General features: G+C 38.5%; 20 protein-coding genes. 3 read left to right on the forward strand and 17 right to left on the reverse strand.

From position 1 onward, the window contains the following. Positions 1-19: 19 nt before the first annotated feature. The 11 genes from G6554_RS02190 to G6554_RS02245 form a co-directional block, all read right to left on the reverse strand. Positions 20-1,015, reverse strand: a complete 996-nt coding sequence (locus G6554_RS02190) for a hypothetical protein (protein WP_166238310.1) — start codon at positions 1,013-1,015, stop codon at positions 20-22. Beyond that, complete coding sequence (locus G6554_RS02195) at positions 1,012-1,392, reverse strand: hypothetical protein (RefSeq protein ID WP_166238312.1); 381 nt, start codon at positions 1,390-1,392, stop codon at positions 1,012-1,014. The genes G6554_RS02190 and G6554_RS02195 overlap by 4 nt, the downstream gene beginning before the upstream one ends. Before the next feature lie 12 nt (positions 1,393-1,404). After that, entirely contained in the window at positions 1,405-1,908 is a 504-nt protein-coding gene (locus G6554_RS02200) for a cytochrome c-type biogenesis protein CcmH (RefSeq protein ID WP_166238314.1), read from the reverse strand. Between the two features lies 1 nt (position 1,909). Then, positions 1,910-3,892: a heme lyase CcmF/NrfE family subunit gene (locus G6554_RS02205; protein ID WP_166238316.1), complete on the reverse strand. Its 1,983-nt coding sequence runs from the start codon at positions 3,890-3,892 to the stop codon at positions 1,910-1,912. A 27-nt stretch (positions 3,893-3,919) separates the two neighbouring features. Then, positions 3,920-4,372: a cytochrome c maturation protein CcmE gene (locus G6554_RS02210; protein ID WP_166238318.1), complete on the reverse strand. Its 453-nt coding sequence runs from the start codon at positions 4,370-4,372 to the stop codon at positions 3,920-3,922. 13 nt (positions 4,373-4,385) lie between these two features. Next, positions 4,386-5,438 carry a hypothetical protein gene (locus tag G6554_RS02215; protein WP_166238320.1) on the reverse strand — a complete coding sequence of 351 codons (1,053 nt, stop codon included), beginning with the start codon at positions 5,436-5,438 and terminating at the stop codon, positions 4,386-4,388. Between the two features lie 243 nt (positions 5,439-5,681). After that, positions 5,682-6,335, reverse strand: coding sequence for a c-type cytochrome (locus G6554_RS02220; RefSeq protein ID WP_166238322.1), 654 nt, complete (start codon positions 6,333-6,335; stop codon positions 5,682-5,684). 10 nt (positions 6,336-6,345) lie between these two features. After that, complete coding sequence (locus tag G6554_RS25660) at positions 6,346-6,792, reverse strand: PCYCGC motif-containing (lipo)protein (protein ID WP_347564269.1); 447 nt, start codon at positions 6,790-6,792, stop codon at positions 6,346-6,348. A gap of 370 nt (positions 6,793-7,162) precedes the next feature. Further along, positions 7,163-7,720, reverse strand: a complete 558-nt coding sequence (gene efp / locus G6554_RS02235) for an elongation factor P (RefSeq protein WP_166238326.1) — start codon at positions 7,718-7,720, stop codon at positions 7,163-7,165. A gap of 21 nt (positions 7,721-7,741) precedes the next feature. Next, positions 7,742-8,803 carry a M24 family metallopeptidase gene (locus G6554_RS02240; RefSeq protein ID WP_166238328.1) on the reverse strand — a complete coding sequence of 354 codons (1,062 nt, stop codon included), beginning with the start codon at positions 8,801-8,803 and terminating at the stop codon, positions 7,742-7,744. Positions 8,804-8,882: 79 nt separating this feature from the next. After that, positions 8,883-9,380 carry a YqhR family membrane protein gene (locus G6554_RS02245; protein ID WP_242637920.1) on the reverse strand — a complete coding sequence of 166 codons (498 nt, stop codon included), beginning with the start codon at positions 9,378-9,380 and terminating at the stop codon, positions 8,883-8,885. A 282-nt stretch (positions 9,381-9,662) separates the two neighbouring features. Here G6554_RS02245 and G6554_RS02250 point away from each other — a divergent pair, with 282 nt between their 5' ends. Together G6554_RS02250 and G6554_RS02255 are read left to right on the forward strand one after the other, a co-directional pair. Beyond that, positions 9,663-10,607 (forward strand): DUF1385 domain-containing protein, encoded by a 945-nt coding sequence (locus G6554_RS02250; protein WP_166238330.1) that lies wholly within the window; start codon positions 9,663-9,665, stop codon positions 10,605-10,607. Positions 10,608-10,664: 57 nt separating this feature from the next. Beyond that, entirely contained in the window at positions 10,665-11,057 is a 393-nt protein-coding gene (locus tag G6554_RS02255) for an SA1362 family protein (RefSeq protein ID WP_347564270.1), read from the forward strand. Between the two features lie 13 nt (positions 11,058-11,070). Here the strand turns inward: G6554_RS02255 and G6554_RS02260 are convergent, their stop codons facing one another. Beyond that, on the reverse strand, positions 11,071-11,955 hold the full coding sequence (locus G6554_RS02260; protein WP_166238334.1) for a patatin-like phospholipase family protein: 885 nt from the start codon (positions 11,953-11,955) through the stop codon (positions 11,071-11,073). 229 nt (positions 11,956-12,184) lie between these two features. On the opposite strand from G6554_RS02260, the gene G6554_RS02265 reads away from it, so the two are divergent. Beyond that, positions 12,185-13,981 carry an urease accessory protein UreH domain-containing protein gene (locus G6554_RS02265; protein WP_166238336.1) on the forward strand — a complete coding sequence of 599 codons (1,797 nt, stop codon included), beginning with the start codon at positions 12,185-12,187 and terminating at the stop codon, positions 13,979-13,981. 38 nt (positions 13,982-14,019) lie between these two features. On the opposite strand, the gene G6554_RS02270 is transcribed toward G6554_RS02265, so the two are convergent. The 5 genes from G6554_RS02270 to G6554_RS02290 all read right to left on the reverse strand — a co-directional run bounded on the left by G6554_RS02270 (position 14,020) and on the right by G6554_RS02290 (position 19,885). After that, positions 14,020-15,396: a sensor histidine kinase gene (locus G6554_RS02270; protein ID WP_166238338.1), complete on the reverse strand. Its 1,377-nt coding sequence runs from the start codon at positions 15,394-15,396 to the stop codon at positions 14,020-14,022. After that, positions 15,397-16,083, reverse strand: a complete 687-nt coding sequence (locus tag G6554_RS02275) for a response regulator transcription factor (protein WP_166238340.1) — start codon at positions 16,081-16,083, stop codon at positions 15,397-15,399. It lies immediately after the preceding gene. Between the two features lie 119 nt (positions 16,084-16,202). Beyond that, positions 16,203-18,617 (reverse strand): heavy metal translocating P-type ATPase, encoded by a 2,415-nt coding sequence (locus G6554_RS02280; protein WP_166238342.1) that lies wholly within the window; start codon positions 18,615-18,617, stop codon positions 16,203-16,205. Positions 18,618-18,698: 81 nt separating this feature from the next. After that, positions 18,699-18,905 (reverse strand): copper chaperone CopZ, encoded by a 207-nt coding sequence (gene copZ / locus G6554_RS02285; RefSeq protein WP_166238344.1) that lies wholly within the window; start codon positions 18,903-18,905, stop codon positions 18,699-18,701. Between the two features lie 245 nt (positions 18,906-19,150). After that, positions 19,151-19,885: an urease accessory protein UreH domain-containing protein gene (locus G6554_RS02290; RefSeq protein WP_166238346.1), complete on the reverse strand. Its 735-nt coding sequence runs from the start codon at positions 19,883-19,885 to the stop codon at positions 19,151-19,153. Positions 19,886-20,176 lie beyond the last annotated feature (291 nt).

The following is a 20,176-nucleotide window of genomic DNA, read 5'->3' on the forward strand; positions in this document are numbered from 1 at the left end:
GGTCCCCCCCAACAAGCAGTTACTCAACAAAATTGCGTAAATTTAATTTAACCTGGACTAAATGCTGTTTATAAGCAGTAAGCTTTGCCTGATATTCATCCTCTGAAAGCTTACCCTCTCCAAAGGTTTCTTCCAATTCAATAATCTTATCCATAATTGCCTTTTGCTTCATCATCAAGAGCTTAAAGGCTTTCTCCTCCCTATCTGCTCCGAGCCTTTCCTCTTCTAGCCTTGCTTTTCTTCTAAAATAGGCAAAATAGGCAATTCCCGCAATAATAATGGCCCCAATAATAATCATGAAGATATGCGGGTTAAAACGATGTAATGGTGATTGCCCCCACATTCTTAAATGTCCGGGATTGTGAAATGCAGGTGCTGTATGGGTAACAGTGCTATTTTTTTCACCTTCATTGGTTGCGGCTTTGGCTTTGGTTTCATCAACAGCAGGCTGTTTGTCTTTATTATAGACAAGTGTAAAGCTCTGATTTTCCTTAATACTTTCGATACTGTACCCAAAGTAATTTTGATCATCAAATTTGAAAAGACCTTGACTAGTTGCGTCGGCGCCTTTCACCTCAATACTGCCTCTTCCCTCAGGCACAAGAATCTGCATCATTTGAATAGGATAATCAACTACAACATTGACTTCTTTATCTTTCGGCATTCGATAACTGTATGGCAGCACCATTGTTTGATTTGCCGGGATTGGTGTTGTGGTAATAAAGCCCTTCTCCACTTGTTCAAAAGCAATCTTATTATCTAAAAAATTTAGATCCTTTGCACCTTCAGGCAAGGTTACATGTAATACTGCCTTACTTGTCCCATCACCCTTATATTCCGCAGCTGAAGTGTTGGTATAATTCGTCATATTCATTAGATTTGTTGAACCATCTTCTGCCGGACTAACGACAAGGTAATGCATATCAATGGTGATTTTAGCATCGGAGGCTGCTAAACCAAATGTAGGAGTTAGCAGCAGCACTCCAAGGAGGAGGGCGGTGATTTTCTTGATCACTTTTCTTCCCCCTTTTTCTTTTTGTAGCTCTTCATTTGCGCTTCAATTTCTTTTTCCACTTCTGCCATTAAATCATGATCAACAGCTGGTTCAACGATCTGTTCTTCTTCTCTCATAATATTGGCCACTTCAATTTCGTATTGCTTCTTTAAATGTCTATAATCTGCATGTGAGATTTTATCCATTTTGTATTCAAACTCGATCTCATTTAGAGTTGTTAAAAGCGCTTCTTTCGTTGTCGCTAAATCCTGCCCCTTGGTTCCTACATGTAAATAGGGTAGACGATCCCACTTAAATAGCGGTGCCAATAGTAGAAATAAACAAACAAGCGCCAATACCGCTGTGAAAAGCAGCGAAATGATTGAGATATCGTGCATTATGTTCACATCCTAAAGATACTTTTTGCGTTCTTCATCGATCATGGAAGAAAGGATTTCTCCTTCCACTTCATCCTCAGTGGTCTCATATTCATTGACTGTTTCTTCGGTTCCTTTTTTCTTCACCCATTTACGGATGAGGAGCAACACAGCTACTCCAGCTACTCCTATTACCACAAATGGAAGAACCCATGCAGTCAGGCTAAAACCGCTTTTCTCCGGTGAAGTCAATATTTCTTCACCGTAAATATTGACATAGTACTCACGGATTTTATCCTTATCCCAGCCTTTGTTCATCATTTCAACTAAGTCCTTTTTAAAATCAGTTGTCAGATTACAGGTATTGGGATCACATTCGTAATGATCCTGCCCGCAGCCACAAGTGCAGGCAAATTGCTGGGCAACCGCTTTGAATTCAGGAGATTTATAATCAAACTCTTTTGCTTCCACGCGAATAAAAGAACCTTGAAAGATAAACGCAATAATGAGGAGCCCAAGATACATTTTATTTTTCATTTTAAGATACCTCTTTGCGTACTCCTGTGTATCTCGGAGTGACATTTCCATATTTTCCGTTCCAAACGGCGAATAGTGCACCAATCACGATCATGAAAGAACCGAACCATAACCAGTTCATCATCGGATTTATTTTCACTACAAATGTGGCTTTACCATCATCCTCCCAAGCACTTAGGACAATATATAGGTCTTCTTTAACGGAAGAAATAATCGCCACTTCGGATGAAGGCTGTTCCCAGTTTCCATAGAATACTTTTTCAGGTTGGAAAGTTCCTAACTTTTTCCCATTCCTAAATACAGTTAAGTCTGCATAAACGATATCGTTAATTCCTTCTTTTTTCTGGTCTAAACGCTCATAGTTGATCCGATAGTCCTTAAGTTCAATCGTCCCCCCAAGAGGTACCGTTTTCATAGTCTCAACATCGTAGTTTTGTGAGCCAATAATCCCCATAGTAATGAAAGCAATCCCAAGATGAACGATATATCCGCCATATCTGCGGCGGTTCCGGATCATTAAACGATATAATGCTACAATAGGTGTTTCTTTCGTCATTTTTCTTCTAGCTTTTACCCCTCTATAAAACTCTAGGAAATGGGTAATTAATAATAGAATGATAACTCCGTAGCCAATGACGGCCCACGCTTTTTGAATCCCTAATACCACCATGAGTGACATGCCAACAATCGCAAGGATTGCTGGAATCATAAAGTTTTTCTTTAGATTTTTAATAGTAGAACGCTGCCAGGCAAGCATGGGACAAACGGCCATGACAAACATCATCGATAAAAGAATAGGTGCTTCCACTTTATTAAAGAATGGCAGACCTACAGTTACTTTGGTACCGCGAATAGCTTCAGATACTAGTGGAAAAATGGTTCCCCAGAACACAGCAAATGCCGCCCCGACAAGTAGTAGATTGTTAACTAAGAAGCTGCTCTCTTTTGATACAAACGAATTAAATTCCCCTGCACTGCGTTTAAGCAGGTTGTAGCGGCTCATTAAAACATATAATGCGAGAATGACGGCAATACCCATGAAGATTAAGAAGTATAATCCTAGATTTGAATTTGCAAATGCATGGACTGATGTTAGAACGCCGCTTCGTACAAGGAATGTTCCAAACAGTGTAAGTGCATAAGAAACAATTATTAGGCTGATATTCCATATTTTCAGCATATTTTTCCGCTCTTGAATCATCACGGAATGTAAGAAGGCGGTAGCTGTTAACCATGGCATAAAGGAAGCATTTTCAACCGGATCCCATGCCCAGTAGCCGCCCCAGCCCAGTTCCACATATGCCCACTGACCGCCAAAGATATTTCCAAGACTTAAGAATAACCAAGCAACTATCGTCCAGCGTCTCGTCATTTTAATCCAGAAATCATCAACATTTTTCAGAAGCAGGGCAGCCATTGCAAAGGCAAATGGAACGGCAAGACCTACGTACCCAAGGTAAAGGGTAACAGGATGAATGATCATTCCAGGGTTTTGCAGCATAGGGTTTAACCCTTTTCCTTCAATCGGAACGGTATCTAATAATAAAAATGGTTTTGCGACAAATCCTAAGATAAAGAAGAAGAAAACCGCATTGGCCATCAGTATGGCAGAGATGTAAGGAACCATTGGATTTCCTTTCATCTTCCGCGAAAAGGTAATCATAATCATGTAAAGAGTTAAAAAGAATGTCCATAATAATAAGGAACCAGCATTTCCGGCCCAAAGAGCAGTTAGTTTATAAATGATTGGCAATTCACTGCTTGTATAATCACTTACGTATTCGTACTGGAACTGAGATGTTGCTAAAAGGTAAAACAAGGAAAGCATCGCAAATGCTGCGCAGATAAATAATGCAATCATTCCACCTTTTCCGCTATTAATAAATTTTTGGTTTTTGGTACTGATCCCCAAGGTAAGAATGAGGAGCGAAAAAATGGCAATGGCTAATCCAATATAAATTGTTGCGTTGGCAAATAAAAACATGTCGTCACCTTCTTATTCTTGAGCCTGTTATTTTTCTTTCGGTGGTTGATTTAACTTTTCTTTATGTGTTTCAGGATCATAATCCTTCATGTCTTTACCTTCATATTTTGAAGGACATCTAGTTTTCACAGATTCAGCTGCAAATGTATCTTTTTTAGTAGGAGATCCTTGGAGAATGGTAATAACCCCTTCGGAAAAGTTATCAGGTTTGGGCCCTTTATGAATGACATGCATAAGGTTACCTTCGTTGTCTTTTACATCAAATTTCAATTCAATTTTGTCTGGATTCCATTTAATTGAGTCTTCAATTAATAGACCCTCTACTGTAACAAAGTCCTCTTTATGCTTTTCTTGTGTCGCTATTAACTCTTTCATTGTTAACTCAACACCGCTCGAACCCGGCGTTGCTGCCATAAGAAGGAACACAATAGCTCCGGCTATAATAAATCCTCCTAGCATCACAATCGTATTCTTTTTCATTCGACCCACCTCATTACATTAATTTTTTCATTTCTTCTTCATACATTTCTTGGTCAATCTTTCCGGTTAAAAGCTTTTTCCGTAGTTCTTTCTTTTCTTCAACATTTGCTGACATGGTATCCTTTTTGCCGGTCGTATGCTTTGGTTGTTGTTTACTTTTTGTATTCTTATTTGCTGTTCCTCGTCGTGTTACGGCATTACCTTTCAATCCTAGGAAAACAAATAGTCCAGCAATAATAAGGGCAATTCCAATAATCGATGCTCCGCCTACGCCAATGATTGGACGCTTTGAATTGTCCGTTCCTCCTTTAGTAACTTGGTCTGTTGCCGTCACTCCACTATGGTTTTCATCATTTGGCGGTTGTTTTTTATTGATTGCTTCCATGGTAGATTCTGTTCCGTCTTTCTTATAGGAGAAGGAATAGTTCAAGTTATCTCCAGCTTTTACATTTTTATATTGGTAGTAATATAGCTCTTCATCATACTCACTTTTTGTATTGCTTTCCGCCTTAGGCTCAAGCTTGATTTCCTTTGCTTCCATTGGTGCGTAAAAGACCACATCCAATTGTTCAATATCAGCATTATTAACTAGTTGATATGTAAAGCTCTTTTTATCTTTAACGTCGATAGATTTGGTATAGTACTCGATGACAAATTTATATGTTCCATTATTTTTGATTGCTTTTGCCGGCTTCCAGGTCACAATTCCCTTTTCTTTGTCTACATCATATGGACGTTGTACTTCTGGCTTATTCTCTTCTGGAAACTCCGCTACCAAATAGGCTTCAAATCCTTTTTCCAATGCCGGGACGGGAATTTCAATTTTCCCCTCATAGTCCTGACCGCTCTTGTTGGTGATGGTTCCGTATTGACCTACAAGTAATGACGGGATATCTCTTGTTCCCCAATCCTCAGGGTAATCAAACTCCGGCATTACCTGAACTTGCATTTCTTTAAAAGGAAACTTTTCTGCCTGAAATGCAGTTTCAGCACTAGCTTTTGGGCTAATAAAACTAGTGAGGAACGATGCAATGACAAACAATGCCAACCATTTATTTTTGTGCATATTAATCCTCCTTGACCTTCAAAAACTTACTCATAGAAGGTTCCGTTTTTCACTATAGACCTCTTTGAAATAAATATAACCGCTATCAAACCAATGTTGTTGACGCACTCTTGAACATTTTGTTAAAGGATAGAAACGTTTGTGTTTTTGTCAAAAAAACACCACAAAATGGACACAAATTCCAAAAGAGGAAAAAGAAAAACCCTGATTCCTATTTGGATTCAGGGTTTTGATGTCATTCTATTATTTTTTCTCTAAGGAACGAATATAAGTAACAATATCGGTTATATCCTCTTTTTTTAATTGCCTGGCACCTTCAAGTCCTTTTAACGAAGGGCCCATTCTTGTTTCTTCCCGACCATAGGCTGTACCAATCCAAATTTGCTGATCCGTTGTGTATTTTAAATACTGGGGATTGGCGAGAGCGGTTCCCATTTTCAATTTACCGGCACCTGCTTCGCCATGACAATTAAGACAATACAAATTATATTGTTTTTCTCCACGTTCCAGATCACCGGAAATTACTTTTGGTACATCAAATTCAATATCTTCTGTTTGCCAATTCCGTATAAAGTCGACAAGATTTAGTAAATCCTTTTCGGATAATCTAGGTCCATAAGCTGGCATACCAGTGCCTTCCCTGCCAAATTTCACGGAATTATACAAGTCTTTATCTGATACAGAGCTAAGAAGGTTCTGACTATTAAGTGCAGTTCCAGCATTTGCACCTTCACCTTTTCCTGTGCTCCCATGGCAGATAAGACAATTTTTTGTATATAGCTTTTCTCCTGCGGCAATTGCTTTCGAATTCTTCCTGGCAAAAATATCGCTATTACTTATACAAACAATAATTCCAATAATAATCAAAATATAGAACCCGATTAATATTCTTTTCATGGGTTATTCCCTACTTTGGTTCAGGTGTTGGAGTTGGTTCCCCAAAATCTTCATACTTCTTAGTGATTAACTGATAAATTTTCTTAGGACTTTTACCGTCAAGATGCATTTCGATCGCCTCCCGGGCGATATCAATACAGACGTCTCACGATATACCCATCGAATCCCATTCTTTAACAGCATTATTTGATCCCATTTGATCAATAAAGCAATCTAAATTACTTTTATGACCATCCTGTGCAAAGCATCCGCAATAGCAAGGGACTTGTGCAACAACCTCCGGATAGGTGGATGCCAAGATATAGGTCTCTTGAATTTTTTCCGAAGAATTTAATACATAATCTGGAAGTGGCGTATGTTTTTTATCAAGCGTCACATCATCCATTTTAGAGCTGCAGCCAGCTGCTGCAATCGCAATTAAAATGAAAAGGAACAAAAGAGATGTTATTCGTTTCATAGTTCTGTTTCACCCCTTCCCTTTAAGGTCTTATTCTAGTTTATTTTAACAAAAAGGGACTGGTCTAATTGTTCCTAATTCTTACTATTTAGTGAAGTTTTTAATCTTATAAAAGTGGTAATTATAATATGAAAAGCGCATGCGCCCTGGTCAGCGGCGTATGGCCTGGAGCGCTCCAACTGAGATAAAGGAAACACTGAGAGCGGAGCGATCCGATGTTGACTTATCGTAGGGCGGAGCGCGAAGGACACTAGCCGCTAGGGCGCTGGAGCTAGACAATTCTCGAAGTCGAAATCTATACTTTCTTATTTATTTAAAAGAAAAGGTCTTTGTCCGGTTTTCGGACAAAGACCTTTTGATTGGAAACAAATTACGCACGTGACACGTAAGAAGCTTCTGTTGTATTGATGATTAATTTATCTCCTTGGTTAACAAAGAATGGAACTTGAACCATTAGACCCGTTTCAAGGGTTGCAGGCTTAGTGCCGCCGGAAGCTGTATCACCTTTAATTCCTGGCTCCGTTTCCGTTACCTCTAATTCAACCGTATTTGGCAATTCAATACCCAATGTTTCATGATTAAACATCATAATATGGACTTCCATGTTTTCTTTTAAAAACTTTAGTTCGTATTCAATATTGCTTGCTGGAAGTTCTACTTGTTCATAGGAATCCATATCCATAAACACATGAGAATCACCGCTTGCGTACAGATATTGCATTTTTCGGTTATCGATTTGCGCTTTTTCTACTTTCTCACCGGCACGGAATGTTTTTTCTTGAATCGCACCATTCCGAAGATTACGCAGCTTTGAACGTACAAACGCTGCACCCTTACCAGGCTTAACATGTTGGAAATCCAGGACGCGCCATAGGCCTCCATCTACTTCAATTGTTAACCCTGTTTTAAAATCGTTAACAGAAATCATAATTAAATCCTCCTAAATCCATTACAGTATAATTAGTTCTTTGGTTGAATGGGTAAATGCCTCGTTACCGTTTTGGGTTATGAGCGTATCATCTTCAATTCGAACACCGCCAAGACCTGGGATATAGATACCCGGTTCACAAGTTACAACCATTCCTGGTGCTAAAGTAACTTCAGATTTCATTGATAAGCCAGGACCTTCGTGAATCTCAAGTCCAATGCCATGACCTGTTGAATGACCAAAGTAGTCTCCAAAACCCTTTTCCGTTATGTAGTTTCTAGTTAAAGCATCCGCTTCCCTACCTGTTAGTCCTGGTTTGAATCCTGCCATACCAAGTAACTGCGCTTCTAGAACAATGTCATAAATTTCTTTAAGCTTGGGATTGGGCTCACCAACAGCAACTGTTCTGGTTATATCAGAGACATACCCATTGTAATAGGCACCGTAATCCATAGTAACAAAATCTCCAGCCTCGATCACTTTATCACTTGCGACACCGTGCGGCAATGCAGAACGATGACCTGATGCAACAATAGTATCAAAGGAAGATGAGGTCGCTCCGGCCCTTCTCATAAAGAACTCTAATTCATTCGATACCTCAAGTTCCGTTTTTCCAGGTCGAATGAAGTCTAAAATGTGTTTAAATGCAGCATCAGCAATATCTGCTGCTACCTTTAATATCTTAATCTCTGCATCGGTCTTAATCAAGCGTAACTTTTCAATTACATCGGAAATCGGTACAAGTTCAGCTTCCACTTCTTTCTCATATACTTTAAATAAAGAATAGGTAACATGAGCTTCCTCAAAACCTAGTTTTTTAATTCCTAATTCCTTAGCGAGTCGTGCTATTTCTTCAGGAATGGAACCAGAAAATTTGACAATTTCAAAACCTTGGCACTGTTTTGATGCTTGCTCAATGTAGCGGAAGTCTGTAATAAACTGCGCCTTATCGGCTGTAATGAAAACAACACCGGCAGTTCCGGTAAAGTTAGATATGTAACGGCGATTAAAAGGACTGGTAATTAGAATTCCATCAATACCATATTGCGAAAAATTCGATCTTAATTTATCTACTTTTTCCATAAGTTTCTACTCTCCATTTCTCTTCTGTCAAGGATAAGAATAGTTTAACACAAACTGATAATTCAAACTAATCTTGGGCTTAGGTTGAAGCCTCGTTCACTTGCACCTTATTAAGTTCAAACTCGTAATTAATGGAATATCCAATGAAAATTCCATATACGATATATAAACAAATGGATGTAATGACGGTATCCCTGCTTAAATCTGAAAATGGCTTCATTCCGGGAAATAGAGGATTCAGGATAAAAAATACCAATAGAAATAACACGACACCATAACCAAGACCAAACCAAAATCCTTTGAATTTCCGTAGTAAAGCGTAGTAAACAAACGCAGCAATAATCGATAATGCACCCATAAGTATAATGGAGATAACTGTCCCGAGCCAGCCATTTTTCCAATCACCAAGAGCCCATGGTTCGATAATGACATGGGGGCTAACTTCTGTAAAATTAAAAAAGGACGCAATGTACCCAATCGTTCCCCAAAACAGCCCTCCAAATAAACCTGTCCAAAAAACCATTACAGTAAAGGACATTTGTTTTGGATAATTTCCTAACTTTTTATTATCTGACAAAGTAATAACCCCCTGTTTTTTTGTTAACTTTGGAAATATCCTTACCATCCATGCCTTATGATCAGCAAGCAATTCATTTGATATGATGATGGTAAATTCAAGCATTATTATGCCCATTGCTGTCCAATCTTTACATGAAAAAATTTTTTCACGAAATTTATTTGGAAATATTCTGTCTTCCTAGAGGTTTTTTCATTTTTCTAGTAGAATAAATGTAAGTACAAACAGATTTTTCATATGTCTGCAATTGTGCAACTACAGTTTAGGTTGGTGTTCATAACCATGTCCAATTCTCAAAAACCCGTATATGGCGGCCAAGCGGTCGTTGAAGGAGTCATGTTTGGCGGAAAGCATCATTATATTACCGCAGTTCGCAGAAACGACCGTTCTGTTGAATATTTTCATTTACCGCGAAAAGCAAATCCTGCTTTAACAGGATTTAAGAAAATCCCTTTCCTACGCGGGATTATTGCGATTATTGAATCTAGTGCCAATGGGTCAAAACATTTAAATTTCTCAACAGAGAGATACGATGTAGATCCAAAAGACGATGATACAATAAAAGAAAAAGAAGTTTCTAAGTTAACCATGTATTTAGGTGTAGCCGCTATTGGTGTCCTTTCCTTTTTATTCGGGAAATTTGCTTTTACGTTAATACCAGTCTTTTTAGCAGTCCTAACGAAACCCATTTTCCCTTCGGATTTTGCTCAAGTTTTGGTTGAAGGTTTCTTTAAGCTTTTGTTGCTTCTTACCTATATATACTTTGTTTCACTTACCCCGTTAATCAAACGAGTGTTTCAATATCATGGTGCCGAGCATAAAGTAATTAACACCTTTGAGGCAGGGGTAGAGTTAACTGTCGAAAATGTTCAGGCACATTCTCGACTGCACTACCGATGCGGCAGCAGTTTTATTTTATTTACCGTTATCGTTGGTGTGTTTGTTTATATGTTAGTGCCTACGTCACCGCTATGGTTACGAATAGTCGATCGGCTTCTCCTCATACCAGTCGTGTTAGGAATTGCTTTTGAAGTCTTGCAGGTCACTAACAAACTTCGTTATATTCCAATTTTGAAGTATTTAGGACTTCCAGGGCTTTGGCTTCAATTGCTAACGACGAAGGAACCAAATAATGATCAAGTGGAAGTGGCAATTCTTTCCTTTAACGAATTACTTAAACGGGAAAGGGAATCGGAATTTGAAATGGAAAGTAAAGAAATTGTCTAAATCTTTGTTTTTATGTGTTTAAAAGAATAAAAAAATGCTTAAGATGCTCTTAGGGAGGTGGCATTCTTGAAAAATCGGGCGCCTGTTATTATTGTTGGGATACTCATTATTCTTGCTCTACTTGGCCTTTTCGGTTCATTTACAGCCAATCCTGCCGGTTTCATTCAGAGAATAGCTGTCATCGCATTGATCGGACTGGCGATATTTTTCCTTTTTCGTAAGTTTTCAAATTCGAGCCCTCAGAAAAAAGAGCAGCGGGCATTTCTTAAAGCAGCAAAAAGGTCAAAAAAACGATTGCAGCAAAAGAGTGGGGATACAACCATGAAAACCTCTTCTCTTGGGACGTTAACAACATTAAAGAAAAACAACAAGACCAAAAAGAAATCGCCTGCTCACTTGACTGTTATCGACGGAAAAAAGGGAAAAAAGAAAAATCGAGCGTCTTTTTAGACACTCGATTTTTTTAATACCCCCATTTATTTAAAAATATATTTGCATGTTCTCTTCCAATTTCAAATAATTTTTGCTTTTTTTCCTCTGTTAAATTAAATTCAATTAAAGATACTCCTTCAGCTTTTATAAAAATAATATTTTCGACATGTTTCTTCGAAATATACCGTTGATCATGGGCATCCTTCATGGTCTCAAACAATGCCCCCATTAGTTGAAAGCCATTTTTTATTTGATGTTTTTCATGTTCATATTCGCTGGGGCTCAATTTAATCCCTAGTACCGGCCTAACTTTTTTTACATTATCCTTATCAAAAAGCCACATGGGAAAATTACTAAGGACCCCGCCGTCCACCAAAATATTTACACCATCTATTGAGCGCAATCTCACAGGTTCAAAAAAGTAGGGGATACTGCAGCTCATTCTAATTGCCTTTGCAATTGAGAATGAGCCAGGGGAAATTCCGTATTTTTCCAAATCATCAGGCAAAACGACCATTCGCCCATTGGAAAGGTCTGACGCGATAACTCTTAAGGCATGGGACGGAAGATCAGAAAATGTCCTTAGCCCTTTTGCTTCAAGCTTTTCTTTCATCCATTTTTCTAGTTCATTTCCCTTATAAAGACCTAGCCTCCAATAAACATGCAGCCATTTCGCAATTGAAAATGGAATGATGGATTTCCGGGCATCGAGCATTTTGGGCAAATCGAACTCGTCAACTAATTGATAAATTTCTTTACTCGTATAGCCTGCGGCAATTAAAGCTGCAACAATGGATCCCGCACTTGTTCCCGCAACTCTTACAAACTCCAAACCCCTATTTTCAATTTCTTCATAAGCTCCAATGAGTGAAAACCCTCTAATTCCCCCTCCGGAAAAAACCCCGTCTATTTTCATGGCAGCCACTCCTAAGATGAACTCATTTTTACATCTTTAATCAGCACATCGCCAAAATAGTACATTGGACAGGGGGAAAATTTTTATTAAGCTGGACATTTTTTGTACCCATTTTGTCTACATAATGTTCACCAGTCTATCATTTTTCTTCATATCATCAACATATCGATTTCATACACTTACCCTATCATTTTATGATTCTCATTAATTTGTAAAGGCGGAGAACCTTATGGGTATACGGAAGGAAAGAATAAAGGTGTACGATATGACCTGTACATCATGCGAAAAGCGGATTGAAAGAACAGTAAAAAAGATAAATGGTGTGATCGAAGTTAAGGCGAATTTTACGGGCCAATTCGCAGATGTTGTGTTTAATGAGGAATCATGTAGCAGGGACCAGATAAAGGCAGCAATCAATCGTATCGGCTACAGCACTGAAAATGGCAAAGGCTTTAAGGTCATTGGAATCATTATGGTTGTTGCCGCTATTTTTCTGCTTGGCATAAATACCGGCAGCTTTAATATGGAAGATAAGCTTAAAAATGCTTCCTATGCCGTTTTATTTGTTGTTGGGGTGATTACTTCCCTCCATTGCGTAGGAATGTGCGGCGGAATTATGCTTTCACAAACCATTGGGAAGGAAAGTAAAAATAAATTTGAAGCAATGAAACCGGCTATTTTATATAACCTTGGAAGGATTACAGCCTATATCATCATCGGGGGAATCGTTGGTGCGATTGGTTCTGTATTTGCACTTTCACTAACCACTAAATCTATCATGCAAATTCTTGCCGGTGTATTCATGGTTATGATGGGCTTTAATATGGCAGGTTTTAAGGCGTTTAGAAAGGTTCAGTTTAAGCTGCCATCTTCTGCTATAAAAATGTTAACGAAATCAAAACCGAAGACACCGTTTTTTATTGGCATGCTTAATGGGTTAATGCCTTGCGGTCCCCTGCAAACGATGCAGCTTTATGCGTTGGGTACCGGCAGCGCAATCAGTGGAGCGCTATCCATGTTCATGTTTGCCATTGGAACTGTCCCGCTAATGTTGACTTTCGGGGCTGTATCAAGTCTTTTAAGTAAAGGCTACACAAAGAAAATCCTTAAATTTAGTGGAATTCTCATTGTCGTTCTTGGCTTAGTTATGAGCAATAGGGGTTTAGCACTTGCGGGAATGAATTTTAGCCCCGGCTCTATGTTAGCTAATGTGATCACTTCCGGAGATGATTCCGCTTCGGCCGCAAATGCTACAAAAGCTACCATCAAGGATGGGATTCAAGTTCTACATATGACAGCCAACGTTTATGGCTATACACCTAATACGCTTTATGTTCAAAAAGGTATGCCTGTTAAATGGGTCGTAGAGGGTGAACAAATCACAGGCTGTAATAGTACGATTGTTGTTCCTGATATCAATGTTGAACAGAAACTTCAAACTGGCAAAAACATTATCGAATTCACACCGGGTAATGAAGATATTCCGTTTAGCTGTTGGATGGGAATGAAACGGGGAGTCATTAAGGTAGTAGATGACCTAAAGAAAGTTAAAACAGCAAGCAGTGGCGCCAAGGGTATGGATTCTTCGACCAATTCTACGGCACCGGCTTCTAATCAAACTAAGCCAAGTATTTATGGTACTGATATTAGCTTGGTCCCTACTGAACGTTTAGTGCAAACGATTCAACTATCAAATAATGAACAATCCATTGCCATTAAAGGTATTGGATACGAACTAGAACCGCTCATCATTGTTGCTAATCAAGCATTAAAAACGAAGATGTCCATTGATTTAACTTCTTTTGATCAGCCTAACGGATCTTTTATTATCATGAATGCCAATACTAAACAAATCGTGACTGAATTTACTGGCGCGAAGGAAATCGTTGATATTGAATTTTCGATCGAGAAAGCTGGCACATACGGTATTTATCTAAATGAAGAGGAATTGCTTGGAATAATTGATGTTGTTAAAGATGTAAATTCCGTTGATTTAGAGGATATGAGAAGCAAATACATTCAGTAAGTAAAAAGTTAATAATTTGGGATGTTATCCCCAACTTATTAACTTTTTTTATTTTCATTAAAATAGATCGTAAATTTCGTTCCGATTCCTACTTTACTTTCTACATCTATACCAGCATTGTGAAGCTGCAGAATACTCTTCACGATGGTTAAGCCAATCCCCTTCCCTTCAATTTTCTGCCTGCCCATCTCCCCGCGATATAGTCTTTCAAAGATAAAGGGCAAATCTTCATCCTTAATTCCCATCCCATTGTCACATACTTCGACAACAATATTTTTTCCATTTTCATATAATTTGATCAGCACTATGCCTTCAAATGTAGTAAATTTAATGGCATTAGCGACAAGGTTAATAAATACCTGTTTAAGTTGGTCTTTGTCACCAGTTATCAAGTATTTATGATTCGGTTGAACATGATACTGAAGACTGATATTCTTTTTTTCTGCATCTAGGTAAAAGCCCTTGCAAATTTCAGTAATGAATTCATCCAGATAGATGGTTTCATAGGTTAGCTTTGTACTTTCAGCTTCAAAATGCTTTAACACATTTAAGCTATTAATTAATTTTCCGAACCGGATGACTTCTTCATTTAAAGCATGTAATTTCTCAGTTGTCACCGGATATACGCCATCAATCATCGCCTCTAGATTATTTTGCAAGACATTTAATGGGGTTCTAATTTCATGTGATATATCGGAAACTAACCTTTTCCTCAGTGTGTCCTGATACTTTAATTTTCCCGCTAAGATATTTACACTTTTTTGTAAATCTTCCAGCTCCAAAAGATTACTTTTAATACTGGATTTGGTTTCAAAATTTCCTTTAGATAAATTTACTGATAACTGTGCCACATCTTTAATTGGATTGGAAAATTGTTTTGAAAAATAAAAGCTAAATCCGCCTATAATAATGAGGGTCAGAATCCCGCTGGCAATAATGCTTTTATTAATGGAGCTTTTAAAGTTGATATCCTCCTCTGTGAGGAGGATTGATGAATACTGCCCAATATCGACATATCCCACTTTTTTTGAATCTACCTTTATGGCAAAAGTTTTGGTTGTGTAAACACCATTCTTCTGAGTAGGCATTTCATTCATATTTAGCTGGTTTTTGATTTCATTAGGATTCATTCCCCACACTGTTTGTTTCTTATCATCCATTAGTGTCAAGCAATAATTCCCCATATATGCCTCATGCATCAACTCAACACCAGTATTTACTGACCATTCCCCTTCTCTCTTGTAAACATCTTCCAAATAGGTGACAATTCTTTGATATCTCCTATTTTGAATATCAACCATATATTGATCAAACTTATTGGTAACGGTAAAGTTGACAAACAATGTAACGAGCAGGATGGTGGCAAGTGTACACAGTATAAATAAAATACTTAGTCTTTTACTGATGGAGTGCATTTAACACACTCCCCCAAACTTATATCCTGCTTTCAACACGGTTACAATATATTTGGGATTCTTCGTATCCTTTTCAATCTTTTTACGAATATTTTTGATATGGACATCAATTGTCCGATCAAAGCCATTAAATTCTTCTCCATATAATGTATCAATGAGTTGATCCCTTGATAAAACCTTTCCTTTATTTGCAACAAGTGTCCTTAATATATCGAACTCATTTGGAGTAAAGGACTTTTCCGCACCGCTAACTTTAATCGTCCTTTTCGCGCAATCTATTAGCAGATTCCCATCATCAAAAATGACACTAGATGAATGAACCCTACCGTTTAGTCTGCGGAAAAGAGCGTTTACCCTCGCAATCAACTCCCTTGGACTAAATGGTTTGATTAAATATTCATCCGCCCCAATCCTTAATCCCTCGATGCGGTCATTTAAAGACCCTTTTGCTGTCAACATAAAAATATGAACATCAGAGGTTTGTCGAACAATTTTACAGACCTCTTCACCGCTAATATCCGGCAGCATTAAATCTAGAATAACCAGGTCAAATCTTTCAGCCATAAAAAGATCAATTCCTTTTAATCCCGTATCAGCGGAGCGAACCAGGTATCCTGCTTTTTCTAAATAGGCTTTTATTACTCCTAAAACGCTTTGTTCATCTTCAACTAATAAGATCTGATTCATGGAAATCACCCTTAACGAGAATTTATATGTATTCAGTATAATAGCTATAGATAGTGTAAAAATTGAAAAAGGCTGACAATTATGTGTCAGCCCAATAAAAACAATCTGTCGTTAACATTCTATAGTTTTACTTTTTGTAATCGCAATGCATTCAGAACAACCGAAACAGAACTGAATGCCATCGCAGCACCGGCAAGCCATGGTGCAAGGAACCCAAGAGCCGCGATTGGGATTCCCAATGAGTTATAGGCCAGCGCCCAGAACAGATTTTGTTTAATATTCGTAATGGTCTTTTTACTCATAAAGATGGCATCTGCAATGCTATTTAAATCACCGCGAATCAGTGTGATATCGGCCGCTTCCATTGCGACATCTGTACCGGTGCCAATGGCCATTCCAATGTCAGCAATTGCTAATGCCGGGGCATCATTAATTCCATCTCCAACCATAGCCACTTTCTTGCCTTGTGACTGCAATTTTTTGATTTCATCGGCTTTTCCCTCGGGAAGAACTTCAGCGATAACATGATCAATCCCCGCCTGTGTGGCAATTGCCTCCGCAGTCCGCTGATTATCACCTGTAATCATAATGACATCGAGTCCCATTTCCTTCAAACGCCCGATTGCCATTTTGGAAGTTCCCTTGATGGTATCTGCAACAGCAACCAACCCTGCATATTGTTCATTGATCGCCACAAGCATGGCAGTTTTACCAACCGTCTCTAATTCAGACATTATTTTAAGAGATTTTTCAACATTGACATCATACATGTTCATTAATTTTCGTGTACCAATTAACACTTCATTTCCATCCACAGTTGCTTTAATGCCAAACCCGGGGATAGCTTCAAACCTCGAAACCCCCTTCAAAGGCATTCCCTTTTCTTTTATTCCTTTGACAATAGCTTCGGCCAGCGGGTGTTCCGATTGTTTTTCTGCTGAGCCAACGATTACTAAGAATTCTTCTTCAGTCCATGTTTCAACTGGGAAAACATCGGTTAGTACAGGAGTTCCGTTCGTAACCGTGCCGGTTTTATCTAGGACAACAGCAATAATCCGGTGGGTCATTTCTAAATGTTCGCCGCCTTTAAAAAGGATGCCGTATTCAGCAGAACGACCGGAACCAGCCATTATCGATGTTGGCGTAGCAAGCCCTAGGGCACATGGACAGGCAATGACAAGGACTGCAATCATTTTCTCGAGAGCCTCCGCAAAATCCCCTGGAGTTGCCCATAGATACCACACAATAAACGTTAGAGCTGCTAAGCCCACAACAATCGGAACAAACACACCGGAAATTTTATCAGCAAGTCGTTGAATAGGAGCCTTTGAGCCTTGAGCTTCCTCCACTACTTTAATAATTTGTGCTAACGCTGTATCTTTACCGACCTTTGCGGCTTTAACCTTTAAAAAGCCATTTTTGTTTATGGTTGCACCAATCACGGGATCGCCGATTTTTTTATCAACAGGCACACTTTCACCGGTTAACATCGACTCATCAATTGCTGACTGACCCTCAATAATAATCCCATCAACTGGAATCTTTTCACCCGGTTTAATATGGAGGAAATCGCCAACGACTACTTCCTCAAGAGGAATTTCTAGCTCCATTCCTTCTCGTTCGACAACGGCCGTCTTCGCCTGAAGTCCCATCAATTTTTTTATGGCTTCAGAGGACCGGCCTTTTGCTTTTGCTTCAAACAACTTTCCTAGAATAATCAAGGTAATTAATACAGCACTCGTTTCAAAATAGAGCTCCACCATATGAACCTTACCGCTAATGGTTAAGATGGCCTGGTAAAGGCTGTAGAAATAAGCGGCTGAAGTACCCAAAGCAACAAGTACATCCATATTGGCGCTTTTATTCTTAAGCGCCTTATAGGCCCCGATATAAAATTGGCTGCCAATGATAAACTGGACGGGAGTGGCCAGTAGAAACTGGAACCAAGGATTCATAAATATTTCTGGTACCCAAATAAAGGATGTAAACGAAAAGTGGCCAGCCATTGCCCATAATAAGGGCACTGACAAGATCGCCGAAAATAGTAACTTTTTCGTTTGTTTGGCAATTTCCTTTTCGCGATAGTCACTAGAATCCTTCGCTCCTTCTTTAATCTTTGCTCCGTAACCCAGATTCTCAACCTTTTTTATTATATCGTTTGTCGAAAGGACGGAGCCGTTGAACTCTATTGTTGCTTTTTCAAGAGCCAAGTTCACATTTGCCTTGATGACTCCCTCTAATTTATTTAGGCCTTTTTCAATTCTTGTTGAGCAGGCGGCACAGGTCATTCCGGTGATGTCAAGCTCTGTCTTCTCAGTAACAACCTCGTACCCTAAATCTCTAATTTTCTTTTCAATATCGTCAACATTGATTTGCAATGGGTCATATTTAATGGCGGATTTTTCTAAGGCAAGGTTTACATTAGCCGACTCAACACCAACTAGCTTGTTTAGACCCTTTTCAATTCTTGTTGCACAGGCCGCACAGGTCATCCCCGAAATTTGTATATTTGTTTCTTTGAGACTATGACTCATAAAAGCCAACTCCTTATACCCCATATAGGTATATAATTTAGGAAAAAGAACGTGCTATGAGAAAGCACGTTATTTTACTACTTATTTCACATCGTAACCTTGGTCATCGATGGTTTCTTTAATTTGATCCAAGGAAACCTGCTGCTTGTTAAATTCCACATCAACTGTTGCAGCTTTTAAATTTACCTTTACAGCGGCAACTCCGTTTAGTGCACCAACACTTCCTTCTACTGCTTTCACACAATGGTCACAAGACATACCTTGTACGCTTAGAGTAATCTTCTCCATAAAAAACCAACCTTTCATTGTTAAAATTTTATATGTGAACTACTATGATTGTATACTACCATACCCCCCTACCCTATGTAAAGGGGTTGGCTTTTATTTTTTTAAAAAGATTTTTGGCTTTTCATCATTTGTTCAAAATCTTTTTCAATCATAATTTCATTATATTTTTTTATAACGGTACAAACAGTGTCGAAAATCACTTAATTAGTTGCAACGTACTTGATTCTCAATACTGCCTTTTTAATTTAGAGTGACCAATACGTTAAGGTATCAAATATACCTAACAGGAGCATTAGGACCCCAGCCAGTCTTTGAATACTAGTGCCAAATTTCCTTCCCTTTTTCATTAATACACCACCACCACCAAGATACCAAATAATCAAAATGACGAATAAGAGCGGTAACGCAGTTCCTAACGCAAAAATGGAGGGAAGAATAAAGCCATATGGGCTTGACAGCACTACTGGCATTAATGTGACGAAAAACAAAATAAACATGGTTGGACAAAAAGCCAAAGAAAAACTAAACCCTAGCATGAAAGAACCGAATTGATTTTCCCGCTTGTACTTTGTTGATTGTTTAAATAGAGTGATAGTCCCCCTTAATTTTATAAAACCCAACATATATAATCCCACAATGATTAAGATTGGGCCCATAATTTTCCGAAGCCACGGAAAATAAAGGATGAAATTTTGTTCAATTCCTTTTCCCAGCAGCCAAACTAATCCGCCTAATAGGGAAAAGGCCACTATTTTACCCAAGGTAAAACTGAAAACATCCTTCCAGACAATTCTTTTTTGAATCGAACTGTTTCCATACAGCGTGATTGCACTTATATTTCCCGTAAGCTGGCACGGGGCAAGGGCTCCTACCAGTCCTAGTATTAATGCAAATATGATCGGCCAGGCTTCTAAACTATTGGTCATATTCAAAAACGGTTGGCTTAAGACAGAACTTATTTGACTAAATAAATTGTACATATACTCACCCTGCCATGTTGGAATAGATTTACGATACCATAATAGGATGAAGAACATGTGAAGAATGTAGATTGTTCAAATAATTGCCGCATATTGATCATTTTTATCTTCTTTCATGCATGATAAAAGAACTCCTCATTGCAGCATGAAGGGCAAATCTTTCCTCTCGATCACCCTCTTTGTCCTTCATCTCCCTTATGAATGCCAAATCCACCTTACCAATTACACGATTTGTCCTTCACTGAATTTAAATTTGAAAAAGGGATGGAAAATAATCTCCATCCCCTAAAA

The organism is Bacillus sp. MM2020_4 (assembly GCF_011250555.1).
In the GTDB taxonomy this organism is placed as follows: Bacteria; Bacillota; Bacilli; order Bacillales; family Cytobacillaceae; genus Neobacillus.

Excerpts from the sequence above, each read along its gene's own strand:
- G6554_RS02195 (WP_166238312.1), bottom strand. The coding sequence starts at position 1,392 with ATGCACGATATCTCAATCATTTCGCTGCTTTTCACAGCGGTATTGGCG.
- G6554_RS02200 (WP_166238314.1), bottom strand. The coding sequence starts at position 1,908 with ATGAAAAATAAAATGTATCTTGGGCTCCTCATTATTGCGTTTATCTTT.
- G6554_RS02205 (WP_166238316.1), bottom strand. The coding sequence starts at position 3,892 with ATGTTTTTATTTGCCAACGCAACAATTTATATTGGATTAGCCATTGCC.
- G6554_RS02210 (WP_166238318.1), bottom strand. The coding sequence starts at position 4,372 with ATGAAAAAGAATACGATTGTGATGCTAGGAGGATTTATTATAGCCGGA.
- G6554_RS02215 (WP_166238320.1), bottom strand. The coding sequence starts at position 5,438 with ATGCACAAAAATAAATGGTTGGCATTGTTTGTCATTGCATCGTTCCTC.
- G6554_RS02220 (WP_166238322.1), bottom strand. The coding sequence starts at position 6,335 with ATGAAAAGAATATTAATCGGGTTCTATATTTTGATTATTATTGGAATT.
- efp (WP_166238326.1), bottom strand. The coding sequence starts at position 7,720 with ATGATTTCTGTTAACGATTTTAAAACAGGGTTAACAATTGAAGTAGAT.
- G6554_RS02240 (WP_166238328.1), bottom strand. The coding sequence starts at position 8,803 with ATGGAAAAAGTAGATAAATTAAGATCGAATTTTTCGCAATATGGTATT.
- G6554_RS02250 (WP_166238330.1), top strand. The coding sequence starts at position 9,663 with ATGTCCAATTCTCAAAAACCCGTATATGGCGGCCAAGCGGTCGTTGAA.
- G6554_RS02260 (WP_166238334.1), bottom strand. The coding sequence starts at position 11,955 with ATGAAAATAGACGGGGTTTTTTCCGGAGGGGGAATTAGAGGGTTTTCA.
- G6554_RS02265 (WP_166238336.1), top strand. The coding sequence starts at position 12,185 with ATGGGTATACGGAAGGAAAGAATAAAGGTGTACGATATGACCTGTACA.
- G6554_RS02270 (WP_166238338.1), bottom strand. The coding sequence starts at position 15,396 with ATGCACTCCATCAGTAAAAGACTAAGTATTTTATTTATACTGTGTACA.
- G6554_RS02275 (WP_166238340.1), bottom strand. The coding sequence starts at position 16,083 with ATGAATCAGATCTTATTAGTTGAAGATGAACAAAGCGTTTTAGGAGTA.
- G6554_RS02280 (WP_166238342.1), bottom strand. The coding sequence starts at position 18,617 with ATGAGTCATAGTCTCAAAGAAACAAATATACAAATTTCGGGGATGACC.
- copZ (WP_166238344.1), bottom strand. The coding sequence starts at position 18,905 with ATGGAGAAGATTACTCTAAGCGTACAAGGTATGTCTTGTGACCATTGT.
- G6554_RS02290 (WP_166238346.1), bottom strand. The coding sequence starts at position 19,885 with ATGTACAATTTATTTAGTCAAATAAGTTCTGTCTTAAGCCAACCGTTT.